General features: G+C 69.1%; 19 protein-coding genes. 13 read left to right on the top strand and 6 right to left on the bottom strand.

Going from position 1 to position 19,900, the window contains the following annotated elements:
- The first annotated feature begins 69 nt into the window (after nt 1–69).
- The 4 genes from chlG to idi are packed head-to-tail and all read left to right on the top strand — an operon-like array spanning nt 70 to nt 3,990.
- Nucleotides 70–969 (top strand): chlorophyll synthase ChlG, encoded by a 900-nt coding sequence (gene chlG, locus D5084_RS03435; RefSeq protein ID WP_128514116.1) that lies wholly within the window; start codon nt 70–72, stop codon nt 967–969.
- The gene (locus D5084_RS03430) at nt 966–2,249 is read left to right on the top strand and encodes a BCD family MFS transporter (protein ID WP_128514115.1); all 1,284 of its coding nucleotides are present in this window, start codon (nt 966–968) and stop codon (nt 2,247–2,249) included. The genes chlG and D5084_RS03430 overlap by 4 nt, the downstream gene beginning before the upstream one ends.
- 2 nt (nt 2,250–2,251) lie before the next feature.
- Nucleotides 2,252–3,430, top strand: coding sequence for a geranylgeranyl diphosphate reductase (locus tag D5084_RS03425; protein ID WP_128514114.1), 1,179 nt, complete (start codon nt 2,252–2,254; stop codon nt 3,428–3,430).
- On the top strand, nt 3,421–3,990 hold the full coding sequence (idi, locus tag D5084_RS03420) for an isopentenyl-diphosphate delta-isomerase (protein ID WP_435532657.1): 570 nt from the start codon (nt 3,421–3,423) through the stop codon (nt 3,988–3,990). Before D5084_RS03425 ends, idi begins: the two co-directional genes overlap by 10 nt.
- 80 nt (nt 3,991–4,070) lie before the next feature.
- Here the strand turns inward: idi and bchO are convergent, their stop codons facing one another.
- The 4 genes from bchO to crtA are packed head-to-tail and all read right to left on the bottom strand — an operon-like array spanning nt 4,071 to nt 8,398.
- A complete protein-coding gene (gene bchO, locus D5084_RS03415; protein ID WP_162302367.1) occupies nt 4,071–4,970 on the bottom strand; it encodes an alpha/beta fold hydrolase BchO in 900 nt (299 codons plus the stop codon).
- 1 nt (nt 4,971) lies between these two features.
- On the bottom strand, nt 4,972–6,627 hold the full coding sequence (locus tag D5084_RS03410; protein ID WP_128514111.1) for a magnesium chelatase subunit D: 1,656 nt from the start codon (nt 6,625–6,627) through the stop codon (nt 4,972–4,974).
- On the bottom strand, nt 6,627–7,679 hold the full coding sequence (gene bchI / locus D5084_RS03405) for a magnesium chelatase ATPase subunit I (RefSeq protein WP_128514110.1): 1,053 nt from the start codon (nt 7,677–7,679) through the stop codon (nt 6,627–6,629). The genes D5084_RS03410 and bchI overlap by 1 nt, the downstream gene beginning before the upstream one ends.
- Nucleotides 7,676–8,398 (bottom strand): spheroidene monooxygenase, encoded by a 723-nt coding sequence (gene crtA, locus D5084_RS03400; RefSeq protein WP_128514109.1) that lies wholly within the window; start codon nt 8,396–8,398, stop codon nt 7,676–7,678. The genes bchI and crtA overlap by 4 nt, the downstream gene beginning before the upstream one ends.
- A gap of 129 nt (nt 8,399–8,527) precedes the next feature.
- Between crtA and D5084_RS03395 the strand changes: the two genes are divergently transcribed.
- Genes D5084_RS03395 through tspO form a run of 3 tightly spaced genes read left to right on the top strand, consistent with a single transcriptional unit; the run spans nt 8,528 to nt 11,659 of the window.
- Nucleotides 8,528–10,108, top strand: a complete 1,581-nt coding sequence (locus tag D5084_RS03395) for a phytoene desaturase (RefSeq protein WP_128514108.1) — start codon at nt 8,528–8,530, stop codon at nt 10,106–10,108.
- Nucleotides 10,105–11,115, top strand: coding sequence for a 15-cis-phytoene synthase (crtB, locus tag D5084_RS03390; protein ID WP_128514107.1), 1,011 nt, complete (start codon nt 10,105–10,107; stop codon nt 11,113–11,115). Before D5084_RS03395 ends, crtB begins: the two co-directional genes overlap by 4 nt.
- Before the next feature lie 55 nt (nt 11,116–11,170).
- Nucleotides 11,171–11,659: a tryptophan-rich sensory protein TspO gene (gene tspO / locus D5084_RS03385; RefSeq protein WP_128514106.1), complete on the top strand. Its 489-nt coding sequence runs from the start codon at nt 11,171–11,173 to the stop codon at nt 11,657–11,659.
- A gap of 58 nt (nt 11,660–11,717) precedes the next feature.
- Here the strand turns inward: tspO and crtC are convergent, their stop codons facing one another.
- The gene (gene crtC / locus D5084_RS03380; RefSeq protein ID WP_128514296.1) at nt 11,718–12,551 is read right to left on the bottom strand and encodes a carotenoid 1,2-hydratase; all 834 of its coding nucleotides are present in this window, start codon (nt 12,549–12,551) and stop codon (nt 11,718–11,720) included.
- Nucleotides 12,548–14,113: a 1-hydroxycarotenoid 3,4-desaturase CrtD gene (gene crtD / locus D5084_RS03375; RefSeq protein ID WP_128514105.1), complete on the bottom strand. Its 1,566-nt coding sequence runs from the start codon at nt 14,111–14,113 to the stop codon at nt 12,548–12,550. The genes crtC and crtD overlap by 4 nt, the downstream gene beginning before the upstream one ends.
- 110 nt (nt 14,114–14,223) lie before the next feature.
- On the opposite strand from crtD, the gene D5084_RS03370 reads away from it, so the two are divergent.
- From D5084_RS03370 to bchY, 6 genes are all read left to right on the top strand, one after another.
- The gene (locus tag D5084_RS03370; RefSeq protein ID WP_128514104.1) at nt 14,224–15,087 is read left to right on the top strand and encodes a polyprenyl synthetase family protein; all 864 of its coding nucleotides are present in this window, start codon (nt 14,224–14,226) and stop codon (nt 15,085–15,087) included.
- Nucleotides 15,084–16,196 (top strand): methyltransferase, encoded by a 1,113-nt coding sequence (locus D5084_RS03365; protein WP_128514103.1) that lies wholly within the window; start codon nt 15,084–15,086, stop codon nt 16,194–16,196. The genes D5084_RS03370 and D5084_RS03365 overlap by 4 nt, the downstream gene beginning before the upstream one ends.
- 129 nt (nt 16,197–16,325) lie before the next feature.
- Nucleotides 16,326–17,261: a chlorophyll synthesis pathway protein BchC gene (bchC, locus tag D5084_RS03360; RefSeq protein ID WP_128514102.1), complete on the top strand. Its 936-nt coding sequence runs from the start codon at nt 16,326–16,328 to the stop codon at nt 17,259–17,261.
- The gene (locus tag D5084_RS03355; RefSeq protein WP_128514101.1) at nt 17,258–18,259 is read left to right on the top strand and encodes a chlorophyllide a reductase iron protein subunit X; all 1,002 of its coding nucleotides are present in this window, start codon (nt 17,258–17,260) and stop codon (nt 18,257–18,259) included. Before bchC ends, D5084_RS03355 begins: the two co-directional genes overlap by 4 nt.
- On the top strand, nt 18,252–18,407 hold the full coding sequence (locus D5084_RS18245) for a hypothetical protein (protein ID WP_155523092.1): 156 nt from the start codon (nt 18,252–18,254) through the stop codon (nt 18,405–18,407). The genes D5084_RS03355 and D5084_RS18245 overlap by 8 nt, the downstream gene beginning before the upstream one ends.
- Nucleotides 18,404–19,900, top strand: a complete 1,497-nt coding sequence (gene bchY, locus D5084_RS03350; RefSeq protein ID WP_128514100.1) for a chlorophyllide a reductase subunit Y — start codon at nt 18,404–18,406, stop codon at nt 19,898–19,900. The genes D5084_RS18245 and bchY overlap by 4 nt, the downstream gene beginning before the upstream one ends.

Raw genomic sequence — 19,900 nt, 5'->3', positions numbered from 1 at the left:
GGGTCGACCTGTGCGTGCTGCGGCAATGTAATCCTTGCCAGACTCGAAAGTGTCAGGCTTAATTGACAGATGAGCGACGCACTCATCCATACCCCGCACAGCTGGCCTGAACCGCGCGCGATGCTGCGGCTGATCAAGCCGATCACCTGGTTCCCGCCGATCTGGGCGTTCCTGTGCGGGGCGGTGTCCTCGGGCGTGCCTCTGGGCGCGAACTGGGGAACGGTGGTTCTGGGGATGGTGCTGGCCGGGCCCGTGGTCTGCGGGATGAGCCAGGCGGCGAACGACTGGTGCGACCGGCATGTGGATGCGGTGAACGAACCCGATCGGCCCATTCCTTCCGGCCGCATACCCGGGCGCTGGGGCCTGTGGATCGCGCTGGCGATGACGGCGCTGTCGCTGGCGGTCGGGTGGCTGCTGGGGCCCTGGGGGTTCGGGGCGACGGTGGTCGGCGTGATCGCGGCATGGGCCTATAGCGCCGAGCCGGTGCGGCTGAAGCGGTCGGGCTGGTGGGGGCCGGGGCTGGTGGGCCTGTCCTATGAGGGGCTGCCCTGGTTCACCGGGGCCGCAGTATTGCTGGGGACTGCACCGAGGTTCGAGAACGTGGTGATCGCGGGGCTTTATGCTTTCGGGGCGCACGGGATCATGACCTTGAACGATTTCAAGGCGCTGGAGGGCGACCGGCAGCATGGCGTGCGGTCGTTGCCGGTGGTCCTGGGGCCGGAGGTGGCGGCGAAAATCGCCTGCACGGTGATGGGCATGGCGCAGGCGCTGGTGGTGGCGCTGCTGCTGATCTGGGGTGCGCCATGGCATGCCTTGGCAGTGGCCGCTCTGCTGGCCGCGCAGGTCGCGGCGATGCGGGTGCTGTTCCGCGATCCGAAGGGCAAGGCGCCCTGGTACAACGGGACGGGCGTTGTGCTGTATGTCACCGGCATGATGATTTCCGCCTTTGCGATCAGAGGTTTGGCATGACCTTGAGCTGGCTTCAGATCGTCCGGCTCGGGCTGGTGCAGTTGTGCATCGGGGCGGTTGTGGTGCTGACGACCTCGACGCTGAACCGGCTGATGGTGGTGGAATTGGCCTTGCCCGCGATGCTGTCGGGGGCGCTGGTGGCGCTGCATTCCTTCGTGCAGATCACAAGGCCGAGTTGGGGGTTCCTGTCGGATGCGCAGGGCAACCGGACGCGGTTCATCATCGGGGGGATGGCGGTCTTGTCGGCGGGGGCGGCGCTGGCGTCGTGGCTGGTGGCGCTGGGCGTCGCGGGGCATGGGGTCGGGCTGGCCGGGTCGGTGCTGGCTTATGTGCTGATCGGGATGGGGGCGGGGGCCTCGGGGACTTCGTTGCTGGCGTTGCTCGCCTCGGGCTGTGCGCCTTCGCGGCGGGCGGCGGCGGCGACGATCACCTGGCTGATGATGATTTTCGGGATTGCGGTGACTTCCGGGGTGATCGGGGCGCTGCTTGATCCCTACAGCCCGGCGCGGCTGATGGCGATTGTCGGCGTTGTGACGCTGGGAGCGGTGCTGCTGACGGCGGCGGCGATCTGGGGCATCGAGCGGCGGGTGATCCCGGCGCGGTTGCCGGACGAGACGCCCTTGCGGCAGGGGTTGGCGGAGGTCTGGGCCGAGCAGTGGACGCGGGTCTTCACCCTGTTCATCTTCCTGTCGATGACTGCCTTCTTCCTGCAGGAGCTGATCCTGGAGCCTTATGCGGGGCTGGTGTTCGCCTATTCGCCCGGGGCCTCGACCAGCCTGTCGGGCGCGCAGCATGGGGGAATGTTCGTGGGCATGCTGGCGGTGGGGATCGCCGTCAGCGGTCTGAAGATCGGGTCCCTGCGCGCATGGGTCGTAGGTGGCTGCCTCGGGTCGGCGCTGATGCTGGCGGTGATTGCCGCGTTGGGTCAGATGCAGATCGGGCTTCTGACGCCTGCGGTCGCCGTGCTGGGCGTCTTTTCGGGCATGTTCGCCATCGCGTCCATCGGGGCGATGATGCAACTGGCAGGGCAGGGCCGTGCGGGGCGCGAGGGGACGCGGATGGGCGTCTGGGGCGCTTCGCAGGCCATTGCTCAGGGGCTCGGCGGGTTCGCGGGCGCGGCGCTGGTCGATGCGCTGCGGCTGGCGGGGTCCGCGGCCAATGCCTTCGGGATCGTCTTCGCGCTGGAGGCGCTTTTGTTCGTTGCCGCCGGGCTGATGGCCTGGCGGATCATTGACGGGGGCCGTCTGAGAGCCTCGACGCGGCTGGTTCCGGGAGAATGACCATGTACGACGCATTCGTGGTGGGTGGCGGGCCTTCGGGGGCCACGGCAGCCGAGGATCTGGCGCGGGCGGGGTATCGCGTGGCCCTTCTGGACCGGGACGGGCGGATCAAGCCCTGCGGGGGGGCGATCCCTCCCCGCGCGATCCGGGATTTCGACATTCCGGACCATCTGGTGGTGGCCAGGATCAGGACGGCGCGGATGATCTCGCCCACGGGCCGCGCGGTCGATATCCACATCGAGGGCGGCTATGTCGGCATGGTGGACCGCGAGGATTTCGACGAATTCCTGCGGGATCGCGCGCGGATGGTGGGGGCGGAGCGGCTGACCGGGACCTTCCTGCGGATGGAGCGGGATGCGGCGGGGACCCATGTCGTCTGGCGCGAGAAGGCGTCGGGGCGGGAGCAGCGGTCCCTGACCCGGGTGGTGATCGGGGCGGATGGGGCGAAGTCGGGCGTCGCGCGGGCCGAGGTGCCGGGCGGGGACAGGATCCCTTACGTCATCGCCTATCACGAGATCATCAAGGCTCCGGCGGCAAATGCAGGCTATGACCCGGTGCGCTGCGATGTGGTCTATGACGGGCAGATTTCCCCGGATTTCTACGGCTGGGTCTTCCCGCATGGCGACAGGGCGTCGGTGGGCATGGGAACCGAGGACGGCGCGGTGGACCTGAAGAAGGCCACGGCGGACCTGCGGGCGATGGCGGGGTTGACGGAGTGCGAGACGATCCGGCGCGAGGGGGGCCCCATCCCGCTGAAGCCTTTGGACCGGTGGGACAATGGCCGGGATGTGGTTCTGGCCGGGGATGCGGCGGGGGTTGTGGCGCCGTCATCGGGTGAGGGCATCTATTATGCGATGGCGGGGGGGCGGGCGGCGGCGACGGCGGCCATGGCGTTTCTGCGGAGCGGGCGCGCCAGTGAGCTGAAGATGGCGCGGAAGATGTTCCTGAAGGAGCATGGCACGGTCTTCAAGGTCTTGCGGTCGATGCAGAACGCGTATTATCGCAACGACGAGCGGCGCGAGCGGTTCGTTTCGCTGTGCCATGACATCGACGTGCAGCGGCTGACCTTCGAGGCCTACATGAACAAGAAACTGGTCGCGGCGCGCCCCTTGGCGCACCTCAAGATCGGGGTGAAGAACGTGATGCACCTGATGGGGATAGTGTCGCCGAAATGGTCGTGATGGAGCCGATCGACCTGCCGATCCCGGCTTTCGGGCCGGACGGGGTTCTTGTGCCCGTCGGCAAGCTGGCCGTGCACCGGCAGGGGCTGCGTCATCCGGCGGTGTCGGTGTTTGTCCTGCGCGGCGCGGAGATCCTGATCCAGCAGCGAGCGGCGGGGAAGTATCACACTCCCGGACTTTGGGCGAATACCTGCTGCACGCATCCCCTGTGGGGCGAGGCTGCTGCCGATTGCGCGGTGCGGCGGCTGTCGCAGGAGCTGGGGATTTCGGGCCTTGACCTGCGGCATGTGGGGCAGGTGGAATACCGGGCGGACGTGCCGGGTGTGCGCGAGCCGCTGATCGAGCACGAGGTCGTCGAGGTCTTCGTGGGCGAGGCTGGCTGGCCGCTGGATCTGGAGCTGGACCCCGACGAGGTGCAGTCGGTGCGCTGGGTGTCCCTTGATGCGCTGCGGGCAGAGATTGCTTTGAGGCCGGAGGCGTTCACGCCCTGGCTGCGGATTTACCTCGAGAAGCACGCGGCGATGATCTTTCAGAGTTCGTTGATTGCGGGATCGGTCTGAAGGAACCCCGCCCCGGACTTGATCCGGGGCCTCCTGTTGACCCACGAGGCCCCGGATCAAGTCCGGGGCGGGCTCCCGGATCAAGTCCGGGGCGGGGTATCGGGTGGTTCTTCCTGCGCAAGCACCTTGAGGATCAGGGCTGACAGGCCGTCCTCGGTTTCCTCATGCGCCAGGTGGCCGAGGTTCGGCAGAAGGTGCAGTTCCGCGCCGGGGATGCGTTTGGCCGCGTCGATCGAGACCTGTGGGGGGACGGCGCGGTCGCCCTCGGAGGCGATCAGGTTGACTTTCGTTGCCGTCTGGGGGAGGCGGTTGAGAAGGCCCTGAAGTCTCCAGTCGGCCATCATGCCCAAGGCCCCCGTGACGTGATCGGGGTCGCGGACAAGCGTCAGGTAGCGCGCGCGACCCTCGGCATCGAGGGGGGAGCCGGTGCCCGCAAGGATGCGGTCCACAGTGCCGGGGCGGCCGAAGAAGGCGGTGATGGCGGTTGCGGCGAAGGGCAGGGTGGCAAGGCCCCTGGCGAGGATCGGGAAGAGGAAGGCGGCCGCGCCGTCGAATTCTCCGAGTGCCGCGTTCAGGCCGATGACCTGGGGGACGGGGCGCAGTTCGGCCATGCGCAGGCCGATGGCGGCGCCGGCGGAGTGGCCGATGATGGCATTTGGGCTGATGGCGAGGGTGTCGCAGAGGGTCCAGAGGTCCTGCGCCATGGCGTCGAGGCCGAGGCGGCCTGCGAAGCCCTTGGCCGAGCAGCCGTGGCCTGGGAGGTCGGGGGTGATGGTGCGGTAGTGCTGCGCGAGGCCGGGGATGGTGCGGGCGAAGCTGTGGCCGGAGGCTCCGGTCCCGTGGAGGAGGAGGAGCGCGGGGGCGTCCCCGGAATGTTCGGGCGGGCCGGTGTCGATCACCCAGAACCGCTGGTGGCCGGTGGAGACGAGGCTCGATTGGGCCTTGAAGGGCCAGTCGGCGGGCAGGGCAGCGGGGGTCATGTCAGGCCAGCGTTGCAGCAATCGCCCGGGCGTCGGCCCGAGGAAGCGGAACATAGCGGCTGTGCATGGCCTGCGCCAGATCGGCAAGGGCCGGTTGCGGGCGGTTGGCGACGTCCAGCGTGACGGCGGCGATCCCGGCGGCGCGGATGGCGGTGGCGATCCGGTGGGCGTCCAGTTGCGCCTGGACGCGGTCCGGCTGGCCGTTCAGCGCGATGTTGGCGCGGCCGTCGGTGAGGAGGGCAAGGCTGGGGGTCATGCCTTGCCGTCTTGCGCGTAGGGCGGTGTCGAGGGCAGTCGCAAGACCGGAGGCGAGAGGGGTGCCGCCTCCCCCTGGCAGGCCACGGAGCCGGGCCTTGGTGGTGGTCAGGCTGCGGGTGGGGGGGAGGATGAGCTCGGCCTTTGTCCCGCGCAGAACGACGAGGGCGACGTGGTCGCGGCGGCTGTAGGCTTGCGCGAGCATCAGTTCGACGGCGCCTTTGGCTTCGCCGAGGCGGGCCATGGCGGAGGAGCCGGACGCATCGACCACGAAAATCAGGACGCGGTCGGAGACCTGCCTGTAGCGTTTCAGGCGGAGGTCGGAGCGGTGGACGATGAGCGCGCGGTCGTGCTGGTCGTGGCGCTTGCGGAGGACCTGCCAGGGGGCGGCTTGGCGCAGGGTGGCGACGAGGTCGATGCGCGAGCGGCCGTCGGGGTGGCCGGGTCTTGACGGAAGGGGTCGGCCACGGCGGTTGCCGGATTTGGCGGAGCCGGTGCCGGAGGCCCCCCGTGCGGCGCGGTTGGCGCGGTCGGCTTGCAGCTTGGCGAGGATGTCGGGGGGAAGGGCGGCTTGGGCGGCCTCGATCAGGAGGTCGGCGAGGTTCTGGAGGTCTTGTTCTTCGGGCTGCTGGTCCGGGGTGTCGGGCTGATCGGGTGGTGGGGGTTCGGGGGGCTGGTCGGGCTGGGCCTCGGCTTCGGGCAAGGCGCGGTGGGCGAGGCCGAGTTCGGCGGCGGCGATCAGGTCTTGTTCGGTGACTTCCGGGCGACCGTCGAGGGCGGCGAGGGCGCGGGCGGCGCGGCGGGTGGTCAGTAGCGCGCGGGGGGAGGCGATGCCAAGGCGGGCGGCGAGTGTGGCCAGGGCCTCGGTCAGGTTCTGCGGGACGGTGACTTGCGGGTAGAGGGCGCGGGCCTTGGCGAGGGTGCGTTTGCCGATGGGTTTGGGGAGGAGGCGGGGGCTGCGGTCGCCGTCGAGGGTGAGGAAGAGGCCGAGGCGGTCGGAGAGGTTGCTTGGGAGGCCCTCGCCGTCTTCGGCGGCCTCATCCAGGGCGATGAGGGCGTGGTGGCCTTTGTCGAGGGCTTGGGCGAGGCGGGCGGTGAGGGATGGGGGGGCGGATTCCGCCATCGGCAGGATCAGGAGGGAAGGGTCGGAGAGGAGCCCGGGGCGGTGGACGGGGTGGCCTGCGGCGAGGGTGGCGACGGGGTCGGGGCCTCCCAGAAGGGCGAGGTCGTCGATGTTGGCGGAAAGGCGGCGCTGGGGGCGGTCGAAGGGGGTTTTCGTCAGCGCGGTGGTGGCGATGTCGCGGACGGGACCGGCGCGGGAGCGCAGCCACAGGCCGCCGAGGCCCACCGGATCGACAGCGAGGATGCGCAGCGCGAGGCAGAGGCGCGCCCAGGGGTCCATCAGGCAAGCGTCTCGGCGACGGCGCGGGCGACGCGGTCGGCGGCCCCGGCTTCGTCCAGCGGATCGCGGCGGAGGCGGTGGCCGAGGGCCATGGCAGCCACGCGGCGAAGGTGGTCGCGCGTGACGGAGGGCGCGGCTTCGCTGGCGGCAAGGGCACGGGCGGCGCGGAGGAGGGTGAGTTCTCCGCGAACGCCGTCAGAGCCGAGGGCGATGCAGAGGGCGGCGCAGTCTTCAAGGGCGGCGCGGGGGGTCTGGATTTTCGGCAGCGCGGCGCGGGCGTTCAGGATGGTGGTGCGGAGCCTGGCTTCCTCGGGTGCCCAGGTGGCGGCAAAGGCGATGGGGTCGGCCTCATAGGCTTCGCGTCTCAGCACCACTTCGACCCGGGTGGCGATGTCGCGGGGAGAGCGGACCTCTGCCGACAGGCCGAAGCGGTCGAGGAGTTGGGGGCGGAGGTCGCCTTCCTCGGGGTTGCCGGAACCCACGAGGACGAAGCGGGCAGGGTGGCGGATGGAAAGGCCGTCGCGTTCCACCACGTTCTCGCCGGATTGGGCGACGTCGAGGAGGAGATCGACGATGTGGTCCTCCAGCAGGTTCACTTCGTCGATGTAGAGATAGCCCCGGTTGGCGCGGGCGAGGAGGCCGGGCTCGAAAGCCTTGACGCCTGCCGCGATGGCGCGTTCGACGTCGAGGGCGCCGGTCACGCGGTCCTCGGAGACGCCAAGGGGCAGGTCAACGACGGGGGTCGGCTTGTCGATGACGGTGGCATCGGAGATGTCGGCCCAAGGCGGGCATTGCGACGGATCGGCGCTGTTCACGGGGCAGGAGGCCACGGCGCGGATCGGGGGCAGAAGGGCAGCGAGGCCCCGGACGGCGGTGGATTTGCCGGTGCCCCGGTCGCCGAACACCAGAACGCCACCGATCATCGGGTCGATGGCGGTGAGGACCATCGCAAGCCGCATGTCGTCCTGGCCGACGATGGCGGTGAAGGGGAAGGGCGGTTTCGGGCCGGTGGCCGCCTGGGCGGGTGATTTCGAGCGGTGAAGCGCGGTCATGCGGCGTGCCTTTCTGTATCCCGGGCCCCGGCGAGGGGGTCGGAGCCGCTCCATTGCCCTTGGGTGCCAAGGACGTGGAAGCGGGCGTAGAATTCTTCCGCGAACCAGCCGTTGTCGCGGGCGGCTTTCATGGCGGCGGCGTGGGGGCCCATGTGGCGGGCGAATTCGGCCATGCGGGCGGCGTCGGGCCAGATCGAGAAGGTGACCTGGTGAAGCAGGGGAACCTCGCCGATGCCGATCTTGAAGAGGACATTCCGGTCGGCGCCGATGCGGGCAGAAATGTCGGGGACGCGGGCCCAGAAGGCCGGGGCGTGCCGGGGTTTGACGGTGGCGCGGGTCAGGGCGGCGATGGGGCCGTTATGGGCCTGCGGGTCCGTGGTGTCGGTCAGGGGGTTGACCCCGGCCCAGGCGCCGCGCGCGGAGAAAGGTTGCAGGAACACGGTCCAGCTTTCCGCCGCATGGGCACGCCAGCGAGTGATGATGCGGTGGTTGGCGATGTGGTCGCGGGCCTTTTCGAGGTCGGGCCAGACGGCGAAGATCGCCCAGACCGACCAGTTGGGCCGGGGCGTGAAGCCTTCGCCGGTGCCCGAACCGCAGAGTTTCACGAACCGTGCACCGGACCAGAGCCTTCGGGGCCGCGCAAGCGCCATCTGCCCGATCACCCAGAGCCGGCTGGCAGGCGTCGAAAAGCGGAAGAGGCTGAGCGTGGCAACGGAAATGAGTCGATCCTCCGGCCCATGTGTAAGGAGAAGATTACACTTAATGCGGCCGCAGGAAAGCTAAATCGCCCTGTTTTGGCGGGGAAAAAGGCAAGTTGTAAATCTGGGCGGACAGTATAGGCTGGGGCCATGACACAGCACACTCGGTCCGGCCAGGTTGACAGGCTGCCCTCTGCACTGGATGGCCGCGGGCGGGCCGTCGTGATCGGCGCGGGGCTTGGGGGCCTTGCCTCGGCGATGCGGCTGGGGGCCAAGGGCTGGCAGGTGACGGTGGTGGACCGGCTGGACCGGCCGGGGGGGCGGGGGTCCTCGATCACGCAAGGCGGGCATCGGTTCGACCTGGGGCCGACCATCGTGACGGTGCCGCAGACGCTGCGCGAGTTGTGGGCCGTGTGTGGGCGCGACTTTGATCGGGATGTGCGGCTGGTGCCGCTGGACCCGTTCTACAAGATCCTGTGGCAGGATGGGTCAAGCTTCACGATGGGGCCGGGTGACGCGCGGATGGAGGCCGAGGTTTCGCGGCTGTCTCCGGGCGATTTGCCGGGATTCAGGCGGTTCCTGAAGGACGCCGAGGCGCGCTACTGGTTCGGGTTCGAGGACCTGGGGCGGCGGTCGATGCACCGGCTGGTCGATCTGATCAAGGTGCTGCCGAAGTTCGCCTGGTATCGGGCGGACCGGTCGGTCCATGCCCATGCGGCGCGCCGGGTGAAGGATGAACGCCTGCGCTTTGCGCTGTCATTTCATCCGCTGTTCATCGGGGGCGATCCGTTCCATGTGACCAGCATGTATGCGCTGGTCAGCCATCTGGAGCGGGCTTTTGGCGTTCACTATGCGATGGGCGGCGTGCAGGCGATTGCCGAGGCCATGGCGGCGGTGGTCCGGGATCAGGGCGGCTTCGTCGTGCAGGGGGTCGAGGCGGACGAGGTGCTCGTCTTCGGGGGCCGGGCGTCGGGCGTGAAGCTGGCGGACGGGCGGGTGCTGCCGGCCGAGGTGGTGGTGTCGAACGCGGATCCGGCGACGACCTACACGCGGCTGTTGCGCAAGCAGCCGGTGAAGCGGTGGACTGCTCCGCGCCTGATGCGGTCGCGCTGGTCGATGAGCCTCTTCGTCTGGTATTTCGGGACCAGGGGGACGAGGGAGATGTGGCCCGAGGTCGGGCACCATTCCATCGTCGTGGGCCCGCGCTACCGCGCGCATATCCGCGACATCTTCCAGACGGGCAAGCTGGCCGAGGACATGAGCCTGTATGTCCACCGCCCCTCGGTCACCGATCCGTCCGTTGCGCCGGAAGGGGACGACACGTTCTACGTCCTGTCGCCGGTGCCGCATCTGGGACATGACAACGGGGTGGACTGGGCGAAGGAGGCCGAGCCCTATAGGCAGAAGATGCTGAAAGTGCTGGAGGAACGGCTGTTGCCGGGCCTGACGGGCAGGGTGACGGAAAGTCTGGTCTTCACGCCCGAAACCTTCCGCGACCGCTATCTGTCGCCGCATGGGGCGGGCTTCTCGCTGGAGCCGCGCATCCTGCAATCGGCCTGGTTCCGGCCGCATAATGTGTCCGAAGAATTGCCGGGCCTGTATCTGGCGGGCGCGGGGACGCATCCGGGCGCGGGTGTGCCGGGGGTGATCGGGACGGCCGAGGTGCTGGCAACGCTGGTGCCGGATGCTCCGGTTGCGGCGCGGGCGTCCGTGCGGATGGCGGCGGAATGATCGCGGCGGAGGACATGGCGGCCTGCCGCGCGATGATCCGCACGGGAAGCCTGTCGTTCGATGCGGCCAGTCGCCTGTTGCCCGCAAGGGTGCGGGACCCGGCGCTGGCATTGTATGCCTTCTGCCGGGTGGCGGATGACGATGTGGACGAGGTGCAGGACAAGGTGCATGCCGTCCTGCGGCTGCGCGAGCGGCTGGACCTGATCTATGCCGGACGACCGGAGCCGCGGCCTTCGGACCGGGCTTTCGCGGCGGTGGTGCGGGATTTCGACATGCCGCGCGCCTTGCCGGATGCGCTGCTGGAGGGGCTGGCCTGGGACGCGATGGGGCGGCGCTATGCCAGCCTGGCCGACCTGCACGCCTACAGCGCGCGGGTCGCGTCGAGTGTCGGCGTGATGATGTGTGTGCTGATGCGGGTGCGCGATCCCGATGCGCTGGCGCGGGCGGCGGACCTGGGGCTGGCGATGCAGCTGACCAACATCGCCCGCGACGTGGGCGAGGATGCGCGGGCGGGGCGGTTGTTCCTGCCCTTGGACTGGCTTGAGGAGGCGGGGATCGACGCCGAGGCGTTCCTTGCGGACCCCCGGCCATCGGCGGCGCTGGCCGGGGTGGTGCGGCGGCTTCTGGCGGTGGCCGATGATCTTTACCGGCGGGCGGAGGCGGGCGTGTCATCGCTGCCGTCCGACTGCCGGCTCGGGATCGCGGCGGCGCGGCATATCTATGCAGCCATCGGGTCGCAGGTGGCGCGGGCGGGGTTCGACAGCGTCACCCGGCGCGCGCGGACCAGCCGGGGGCAGAAGCTGGCGCTGATGGGGCGGGCGGCGGGGTCGGCGGTCCTGTCCCATGTCATGCCGCAGCCCGCGCAGCTGCATGCCCGGCCGGAGCCCGAGGTGGCCTTTCTGGTCGAGGCGGCGGGCCAGCGGTCGGCGCGGCCGCAGCGGTCCGAGACCCTGCTGCAGATTCTGGCACAGCTCGAGGCGCGCGACCGGCGCGGGGCGGCGGGCTGAGGGAACCACCCGGACGGCGCTGGCGTTCGGCCTGCGCTACCGCTAGGGTGATCCGATGGATATCTGGGTTTTTCTTGTCTTTCTTCTGGCCTGCGGGCCTGCCGCCGCAACCGGCGCGATGTTTTCGCCGGGCGCATGGTATGAGGCGTTGAAAAAGCCCGTCTGGACCCCGCCGAACTGGCTGTTCCCGGTGGCCTGGACCACGCTTTATCTGTGCATGTCGCTGGCGGCAGAGCGGGTGGCGCGGCAGGCGGGGGCGACCCCGGCCGTCGGCATGGCGCTGGCGCTTTATACCTTGCAGATGGGGCTCAACTGCCTGTGGACGCCCGTCTTTTTCGGGCTGCGGCGGATGCGGGCGGGGATGCTGGTGCTGGCGCTGTTGTGGCTGGCGGTGGCGGCGACCTTGGCGGCGTTCTGGCGGGTGGACTGGATCGCGGGGCTTCTGTTCGTGCCTTACCTCACCTGGGTCACGGTGGCGGGGGCGCTGAACTGGTCGGTGCTGTCGCTGAACCCGGATCAGGCGAAGGGTGCGGCGACGGTCTGATCCCGGCCCCTCCATCCCCTCCCCTCGGAGGGGAGGCGCCTGTGGCACCGGCGGTTCGTCAGGGCCAGCGGGCGCGGCGCGGGACGCGGAGGGCGAGCATCGGTTTCAGAAGCGGCTGGCGGAAGCGGACAAGGTCCAGCGCCTCGTGCATCCCGAGGGTGCGTTCTCCGTCGATGGTCGTTTCCACCAGCGCGCGGGAGTAGAACGGGGCCTCCAGCAGCGACAGGTGCGGGCGGGGCTTTGTGCCCGGATCGGCGCGGGTTTCGCGGCGGACGGCCCAGGGGTTGCGTTGGAAGCGCGTGCGCGGGGGGGCGGTGGTTTCGCGCACCTCTCCGTCGGGGGTGATTTCCACGGCAAGGTCGAAGTGGCGGCCGTCGCGCAAGGTCGCGTCGTAGAAGCACATCGCGCGGTCCCGCAGCGGATAGCGGCCCCAGGTCCAGAAAGCGAAGTCGGCTTCCAGCGCGCGGGTGCCGAAATTGGCGTCGAAATAGCCATGGCCGCGCCATCTGTGGCCTTGTGTCAGGTCTACTTCGATGTCGGCGATCGGGGCGAAGGGGCGCCAGAGATGGGCAGCGTCGGGGGTCAGGAGGACCTCGGTCCGCGTGACGGCACGGGGGGTCAGCACGACACGGCCCCGGACGGGCGTGACCATGGGCGGGGCGCCCCATTCGTTGACCTCGATGACCAGTTCCTTTCCGGTCCAGGTGACGGAGGAGGGGCCGATCTGAAGCCGGTCCGGGGATTGGCGCAAGGCAGAGCGGCCCCGGTCGGTCATGGTGAAGCGGCCGTTGAGGCCGGAGGTGACGACGTTGAGGCAGCAGTGATCCTGCGGTTTGCGCCGGCCCGACCAGGCATACCAGGGGGAAAAGACCGAGCCGATGAAGGCGATCAGCGAGACGGCCTTGGTCCCGTCTTCGGATATGCCGTCGACATACCACCAGGCATAGCCATCCGGGCCGACGTCGAGGCTGAAGTCAGGTCCTGAAGCGCCTGTAAGGCGGCCTGCCTGCCGGAGAGCAGCGCCATCGGCACCCCCGCCCCCGGATGCACCCCGCCCCCCGCGAGGTAGAGCCCCGGCAGGCCGGTCCGCGCCACCGGACGCCGGAAGGCCGCCAGCGCCCCCTCGGGCGAGGCCCCGTAAATCGCGCCCAGGGAGGCCGGGAACCGCGCCGCGAGGTCCTTCGGTCGGGTCAGCGCCTCGGATCCCGGCGGGGGCGAGAAGGTCAGGCCCATCAAGCCCAAGGCTGGGAAGGTGCGGTCGTGGCATGATTGGTCCTCGTCCTTGTGGTCGGGCTGGCCTGCCGGGGCGTTCAGGATGATCTGGAAGCGTTCGGGGGCGGGTGTCGGCCCCAGCTCGCGGTCCTGGGCGTTGAGGTAGAGGGTGGGGCTGTCGGGCATCCTCCCCGCGCCGATGGGGCCGAATTCGGCGCTTGGGGCGGCGGTGAAGAAGAGGTTGTGGTGGATCAGGTCCTGCGCGCGGGGGCCTTGCGGGATGGCGGCGAAGGACCAGACCCAGGCGGAAAGGCTGGGTTTGCCGGGGGGGGTGAGGGCGGTCCGGGCGGCCTCTCCAAGATGGCCGTCGGTGAGCGCACGCGGGTCGCCGTTGAAGACGACGATATCGGCGGGGTGGTGGCCCTGGTCGGTCTCGACCTGGGCGACGCGGCCGGACTGGCGGGTGATGCGGCGGGCTTGCGTGGCGTAATGGAAGCGGACGCCCAGGCGTTCGGCGGCGCTGGCAAGGGCAGCGGCGAGGGCCTGGATGCCGTCGGTCACGGCCCAGACGCCCTGCGCCTCGGCCTGCCAGACCAGCGACAGGACGGCGGGGGTATGGGCGGGACGGCCGCCGACATAGGTCGCGTAGCGGCCAAAAAGCTGGCGCAGGCGCGGGTCGCGGAAGAACTGCGTCAGCCAGCGGTCCAGCGTCATGCCGGGAAGGAGGGCGGGCCAGAGTCCGGGTTTGGTCAGGGTGGTGCGGGCGATGGCGGCAAGGTCGGGTCTGGCGGCCCGCATGACAGGCTGTTCGAAGGCGTCGTAGAGGGCGCGGGCGGCGGTGTCGAAGCGGGCGAAGCCTTGCGCCTCACGGTCGCCGGCGAAGGCGCGGATCGCCTCGATGTTGGCCTCGCGGTCGGGGTGAAGGTCCAGCGGGCCGCTGCCCGGCCACCAGTGGCGGGCAAGACGGGGGAGGCGGGTGATCCCGACCTCGGCCTCGGTGGTGGTGCCGCAGAGGGCGAAAAGGGCATCGACCTCAGCACGCAAGGTCAGGACGGTGGGACCCATCGCCGCCGGTCCGGCCGGGGTTTCGCGGGCGCGGGCCTTGCCGCCGGGGGTCTTGGCGGCCTCGATGACGGTCACGCGGCAGCCCGCGGCGGCAAGGCGGATCGCGGCGGCCAGCCCCCCCATTCCGGCGCCGATCACCACCGCGCGGGGCTGGCCTTTCACATCGGCGGAGGGCATTCGGATCGCCTCTTGTCAGCTTCAGATGACAAACTAGTGTAAATTCAAGTTTACACATGCCGGCCGCAATGCCAAACTGAATCGACAGGCCCTGAGAGGAGTCCTCCGCCGTGCCATTCGCCGAGCGTATCGAGAAGGCCCTTCACGACAGCCTTGCGCCCCTGAACCGGAAGGACGCGCCGCCGAAGCTGGCGGCGGCGATCCCCTATGCGGTTTTCCCGGGGGGCGCGCGGATCCGGCCGACGATCCTTCTGGCGGTGGCCACGGCCTGCGGCGACGACCGGCCGGAGCTTTCCACCGCGGCGGCGGTGGCGCTGGAGCTGATCCATTGCGCCAGTCTTGTGCATGACGACCTGCCCGCCTTCGACGACGCCGACCTTCGGCGGGGCAAGCCCACGGTCCATCGCGCGTTCAGCGAGCCCCTGGCGGTGCTGGCCGGGGACAGCCTGATCGTCCTTGCCTTCGAGGTGCTTGCGAAGGCGGGTGGGCAGGCCCCGGACCGCGCGCTTGCGCTGACCGGGGCGCTGGCGCGGCACACCGGCGCGCCCTTCGGGATCTGCGCGGGCCAGGCCTGGGAGAGCGAGCCGAAGGTGGACCTTCTGGCCTATCACCGGGCCAAGACGGCGGCCCTGTTCGTCGCGGCGACCCAGATGGGGGCGCTGGCGGCAGGGCAGGAGGCCGAGCCCTGGGCGGAACTCGGCGACCGGATCGGTGCGGCATTCCAGGTGGCGGATGACCTGAAGGATGCGCTGCTGACCAGCGATCAGATCGGCAAACCTGCCGGGCAGGATGCGGCGCATCTGCGGCCGAATGCCGTGCAGGCGATGGGGGTCGAGGGGGCGGTCGCGCATATGAAGGACATCCTGGCGGGGGCGATCGCGTCGATCCCGTCCTGTCCGGGCGAGGCGATGCTGGCGGGTCTGGTCACGGCCTATGCCCGCAAGATGACCGTCCTGCCCGAGGCCGCCAGATGAACGCCGAGCCGCGCCCGCCGCCCGCGCGGCCCGAGGCGCTGGGGTTTCTGACCCGCCTGGCGCTGTCGCCGCGCTTTCACCGTCTGGCGTCTCGCATCCCCGGTCTGCGCTGGAAGGCCAGGGCAGAGGGGGCGGCGCTGTTTCAGGTCATCTCGGGTTTCGTCCAGTCGCAGGCGCTGGTGGCGCTGGTCGAGGGGCGGGTGCTTCATGTCCTCGCCTCGGGCGCGAAGACGACCGGGGATCTGTCACGGCATTGCGCCATTCCGCCTGCGCCGCTGGAGGTGCTTTTGCGCGCGGGGGCGGCGTTGAGGCTGTTGTCCGGCGATCGCAGGGGCCGCTGGCATCTGGCCCCGCGCGGGGCGGCCTTCCTGACCGTGCCCGGGCTGGAGGCGATGGTCAGGCATCACCATGTGCTTTATCGCGATCTGTCTGATCCGCTGGCGTTTTTCCGGGGTCAGACAGAGACGGAGCTTGCCGGGTTCTGGCCCTATGTCTTCGGGGCCCTGGCGCAAGAGGACGCGGGGCTGGCGGCGCGCTACAGTCGGCTGATGGCGGAAAGCCAGGTGCTGGTGGCCGAGGACACGCTGCGGCTGGTGGACTTGTCGAAGCGGAGCCATCTGCTGGATGTGGGCGGGGGCACGGGGGCGTTCCTCGCCGAGGTGGGCCGCGTGCACCCCGGGCTGAAGCTGTCGCTGTTCGACATGCCCGCCGTGCTGGCCGGGGTGCCCGCGGCGCTGCGGGACCGGATTTCCCTGCATCCCGGCAGCTTCCGCAGCGACCCGCTGCCGGTGGGTGCGGACGCGATCAGCCTGATCCGGGTGCTTTACGACCACGACGATGCGACGGTGGTCGCCCTTCTGGCCAAGGTCCACGCCTCCCTGCCGCCGGGCGGGATGGTCCTGGTATCAGAGCCGATGTCGGGCGGCGACAGGCCGGACCCCGCGACGGACGTCTATTTTGCCATCTACACGCTGGCGATGCGGACCGGCCGGACCCGGTCTGCGGCCGAGATCGCGGGACTGCTGCATGCAACGGGTTTCACCGCTCTGCGCAAATGCCCGGGCGATCGGCCCTTTGTGACCTCGGTCGTGACGGCCATCCGGCCTTGATAACACGACATATTCGCCCGGTGTTTGCGATATGCCGAAAAAGTGTCCAATTAGTTTGACATCTTAAACTGTCAGTCTAGACTTACACATAGTGCGAAGCTCGCACCGATTCAGGAAGGCTGCAAGTTCGTGAACGCCAATGCTGTCATCCTCTCTGGTCCTCAATCCCTGAAGCTGGGCGCGGTCGGGTTGAAAGCGCCGGTGCCGGGCGACGTGGTGGTCCGGGTGCGGCATTCGGGGATTTCGACGGGCACGGAAAAGCTGTTCTGGCTGGGCACGATGCCTGCGTTTCCCGGAATGGGCTATCCGCTGGTCCCGGGCTATGAGGCCTTTGGCGAAGTGGTTGAGACCTGTGGCGAGACCGGGCTTGCGGTCGGCAACCATGTCTTCGTGCCGGGGGCCAACTGCTATGAGGGCGGGGTGCGCGGGCTGTTCGGCGGGGCATCGAGCCTGCTGGTGACACAGGCGGCCCGGGTGGCAAAGCTGGATGCCGGCTATGGCGAACGGGGCGCGCTGCTGGCGCTGGCCGCGACGGCCTATCACGCTCTGGCCGGTGGGCCGCTGCCGGACCTCATCATCGGGCACGGGACCCTGGGCCGGTTGCTGGCGCGCATCGCGCTGGTGATGGGTGGCGAGCCGGTCGTCTGGGAGATCGACCCGGCGCGTCGGTCCGGGGCCGAAGGATATGACGTCATCGCTCCCGAAGACGATGCGCGTCGGGATTACAAGGTGATCCTCGATGCCTCGGGCGCGGCGGGTCTCCTCGACACGCTGGTTCCCCGGCTGGCGAAGGGCGGCGAGGTCGTGCTGTGCGGCTTCTACACCGCCCCGATCAGTTTCGCCTTCCCGCCCGCCTTCATGAAGGAGCTGCGGCTGCGGATCGCCAGCGAGTGGCAGCCCGCCGATCTTGAGGCGACGCGCCGTCTGATGGACGAGGGCCGCCTGTCGCTGGACGGGCTGATTACCCACCGCGCCGCCGCGGCCGATGCGGCCTCGGCCTATGCGACCGCCTTCACCGACCCGACCTGCCTGAAGATGATCCTGGATTGGAGTGCCGCAGCATGACCGAAGTTCCCAATCTGAAGGATTTCGACGCCCGCCTGCGCGACGAGGCTGCCGTGGAGCCCTCGCTGGAAATCCCGCAGGACCCGCCGTCGAAGAAGACGCAGATCATCGCGATCTACGGCAAGGGCGGGATCGGCAAGTCGTTCACACTGGCGAACCTGAGCCACATGATGGCCGAGATGGGCAAACGTGTCCTGCTGATCGGCTGCGATCCGAAGTCGGATACCACGTCGCTGCTGTTCGGCGGCAAGGCTTGCCCGACGATCATCGAAACCTCGACCCGCAAGAAGCTGGCCGGTGAGGAAGTGAAGATCGGCGACGTCTGCTTCAAGCGCGGCGGCGTCTTTGCGATGGAACTGGGCGGCCCGGAGGTCGGTCGCGGCTGCGGCGGGCGCGGGATCATCCACGGGTTCGAATTGCTTGAGAAGCTGGGGTTCCACGACTGGGACTTCGACTATGTGCTGCTGGATTTCCTCGGCGACGTGGTCTGCGGCGGGTTCGGTCTGCCGATTGCCCGCGACATGGCGCAGAAGGTGATCGTGGTCGGGTCGAACGACCTGCAAAGCCTGTATGTGGCGAACAACGTCTGCTCGGCGGTGGAATATTTCCGCAAGCTGGGCGGCAATGTCGGCGTCGCGGGGCTGGTCATCAACAAGGATGACGGGACCGGAGAGGCTGCGGCCTTTGCAAGGGCGGTGAATATTCCGGTGCTGGCCTCGATCCCGGCGGATGACGACCTGCGGCGGAAATCGGCGAATTATCAGATCGTCGGGACCCATGCGACGCAATGGGGCGGGCTGTTCGAGATCCTGGCCAATGCGGTCGCGGATGCGCCGCCGCTGCGCCCGAAGCCGCTGACGCAGGACGGGCTGCTGGGTCTGTTCGATGCGGAAACCACCGGCAAGGACTTTGTCCTTGAGCCCGCGACGGATGCCGACATGCGCGGGTCCTTCGCCGCCGTGAAACCCAGCCTGGAAGTGGTCTACGACAATGTTTGACCTTGATCGCCTTGCTGAACTTGATGCCGCGATCGCGGGACTTTCCAACCCCGCCCCGGACCTGATCCGGGGCCTCAAGCGTCGGCCCGAGGCCCCGGATCAGGTCCGGGGCGGGGTCACCGCCGGGCGCGAGGGGAAAGCAGCATGACCGGCCGCCTCGCCCCCTTTGACGGTGTCGGCTGCCACTCCGGTGCAGAGATGGCCGAGGCTGCACGGGCGGCGGGGAATTCCGAGGTGCTGGACCGCTATGCGGCGGACTATCCGCAGGGCCCGCACGACAAGCCGCAGTCGATGTGCCCGGCCTTCGGAAGTTTGCGCGTCGGTCTGCGGATGCGGCGGGTGGCGACGGTGCTGTCGGGATCGGCCTGCTGTGTCTATGGGCTGTCGTTCGTCAGTCATTTCTATGGTGCGCGTAGGTCGGTCGGGTATGTGCCCTTCAACTCGGAGACGCTGGTGACCGGCAAGCTCTTCGAGGACATCCGTGATGCGGTGCATGAGCTGGCGGACCCGGACCGCTATGACGCGGTGGTGGTGACGAACCTCTGCGTGCCGACGGCAAGCGGTGTTCCGCTGCGGCTGTTGCCGAATGAAATCAACGGGGTGCGGATCATCGGGATCGACGTGCCGGGGTTCGGGGTGCCGACCCATGCCGAGGCGAAGGACGTGCTGGCCGGGGCGATGCTGGCCTATGCGCGGTCCGAGATCGAGGCAGGGCCTGTTGCCGCGCCTGCTCAGGGTCGCAGCGACCGTCCGACCGTGACCCTGCTGGGTGAGATGTTCCCGGCCGACCCGATGATGATCGGCGCGATGCTGGCGCCGATGGGTCTGGCGGCGGGACCGGTGGTGCCGTGCCGCGAATGGCGTGAGCTTTATGCGGCGCTGGATAGTGGCGTGGTGGCGGCGATCCATCCGTTCTACACGGCCTCGATCCGCGAGTTTCAGGCGGCGGGTCGCAAGATCGTTGGCTCGGCCCCCGTTGGCTATGACGGAACGATGGAGTGGCTGGCGGCGATCGGGGCGGCTTACAATGTAGCACCCGATCTGATTGCAACGGCGCAGAATGCGTTTGGCCCGGCGATCAAGGGTGCCCTTGCGGCGAACCCGATCACGGGACGGATCACGCTGTCGGGCTATGAGGGCTCGGAGTTGCTGGTCGCGCGTCTGCTGATCGAAAGCGGCGCGGATGTGCCCTATGTCGGCACGGCCTGCGCGCGGAATGAGTGGTCCCAGGCGGACCGGGAGTGGCTGGAGGCCAGGGGCTGCGTGGTGAAATACCGCGCGAGCCTGGAGGATGATCTGGCCGCGATGGAGGCGTTCCAGCCGGACCTCGCCGTCGGGACGACCCCGGTCGTGCAGAAGGCCAAGGAGAAGGCTACCCCTGCGCTTTACTTCACCAATCTGATTTCCGCGCGGCCCCTGATGGGACCGGCGGGGGCGGGGTCGCTGGCTCAGGTGGTGAACGCTGCGATGGGCAACAAGACCCGGATGGAGGGCATGAAGGCCTTCTTCGAAGGGGTCGGCACGGGCGATACCTCGGGCATCTGGGAAGGGGCGCCGAACCTGCGCCCCGATTTCCGGGCGATCCATCAGAAGAAGCTCGACAAGGCGGCCAAGGCTGCCAAGGCGGAGGAGATGATATGA

It is taken from the genome of Tabrizicola thermarum, from assembly GCF_003574395.1.
GTDB classification, from domain to species: Bacteria; Pseudomonadota; Alphaproteobacteria; order Rhodobacterales; family Rhodobacteraceae; genus Tabrizicola; species Tabrizicola thermarum.
The sequence above is the reverse complement of the archived record's forward strand: the minus strand, read 5'-3'. Positions and strand labels throughout refer to the sequence as shown.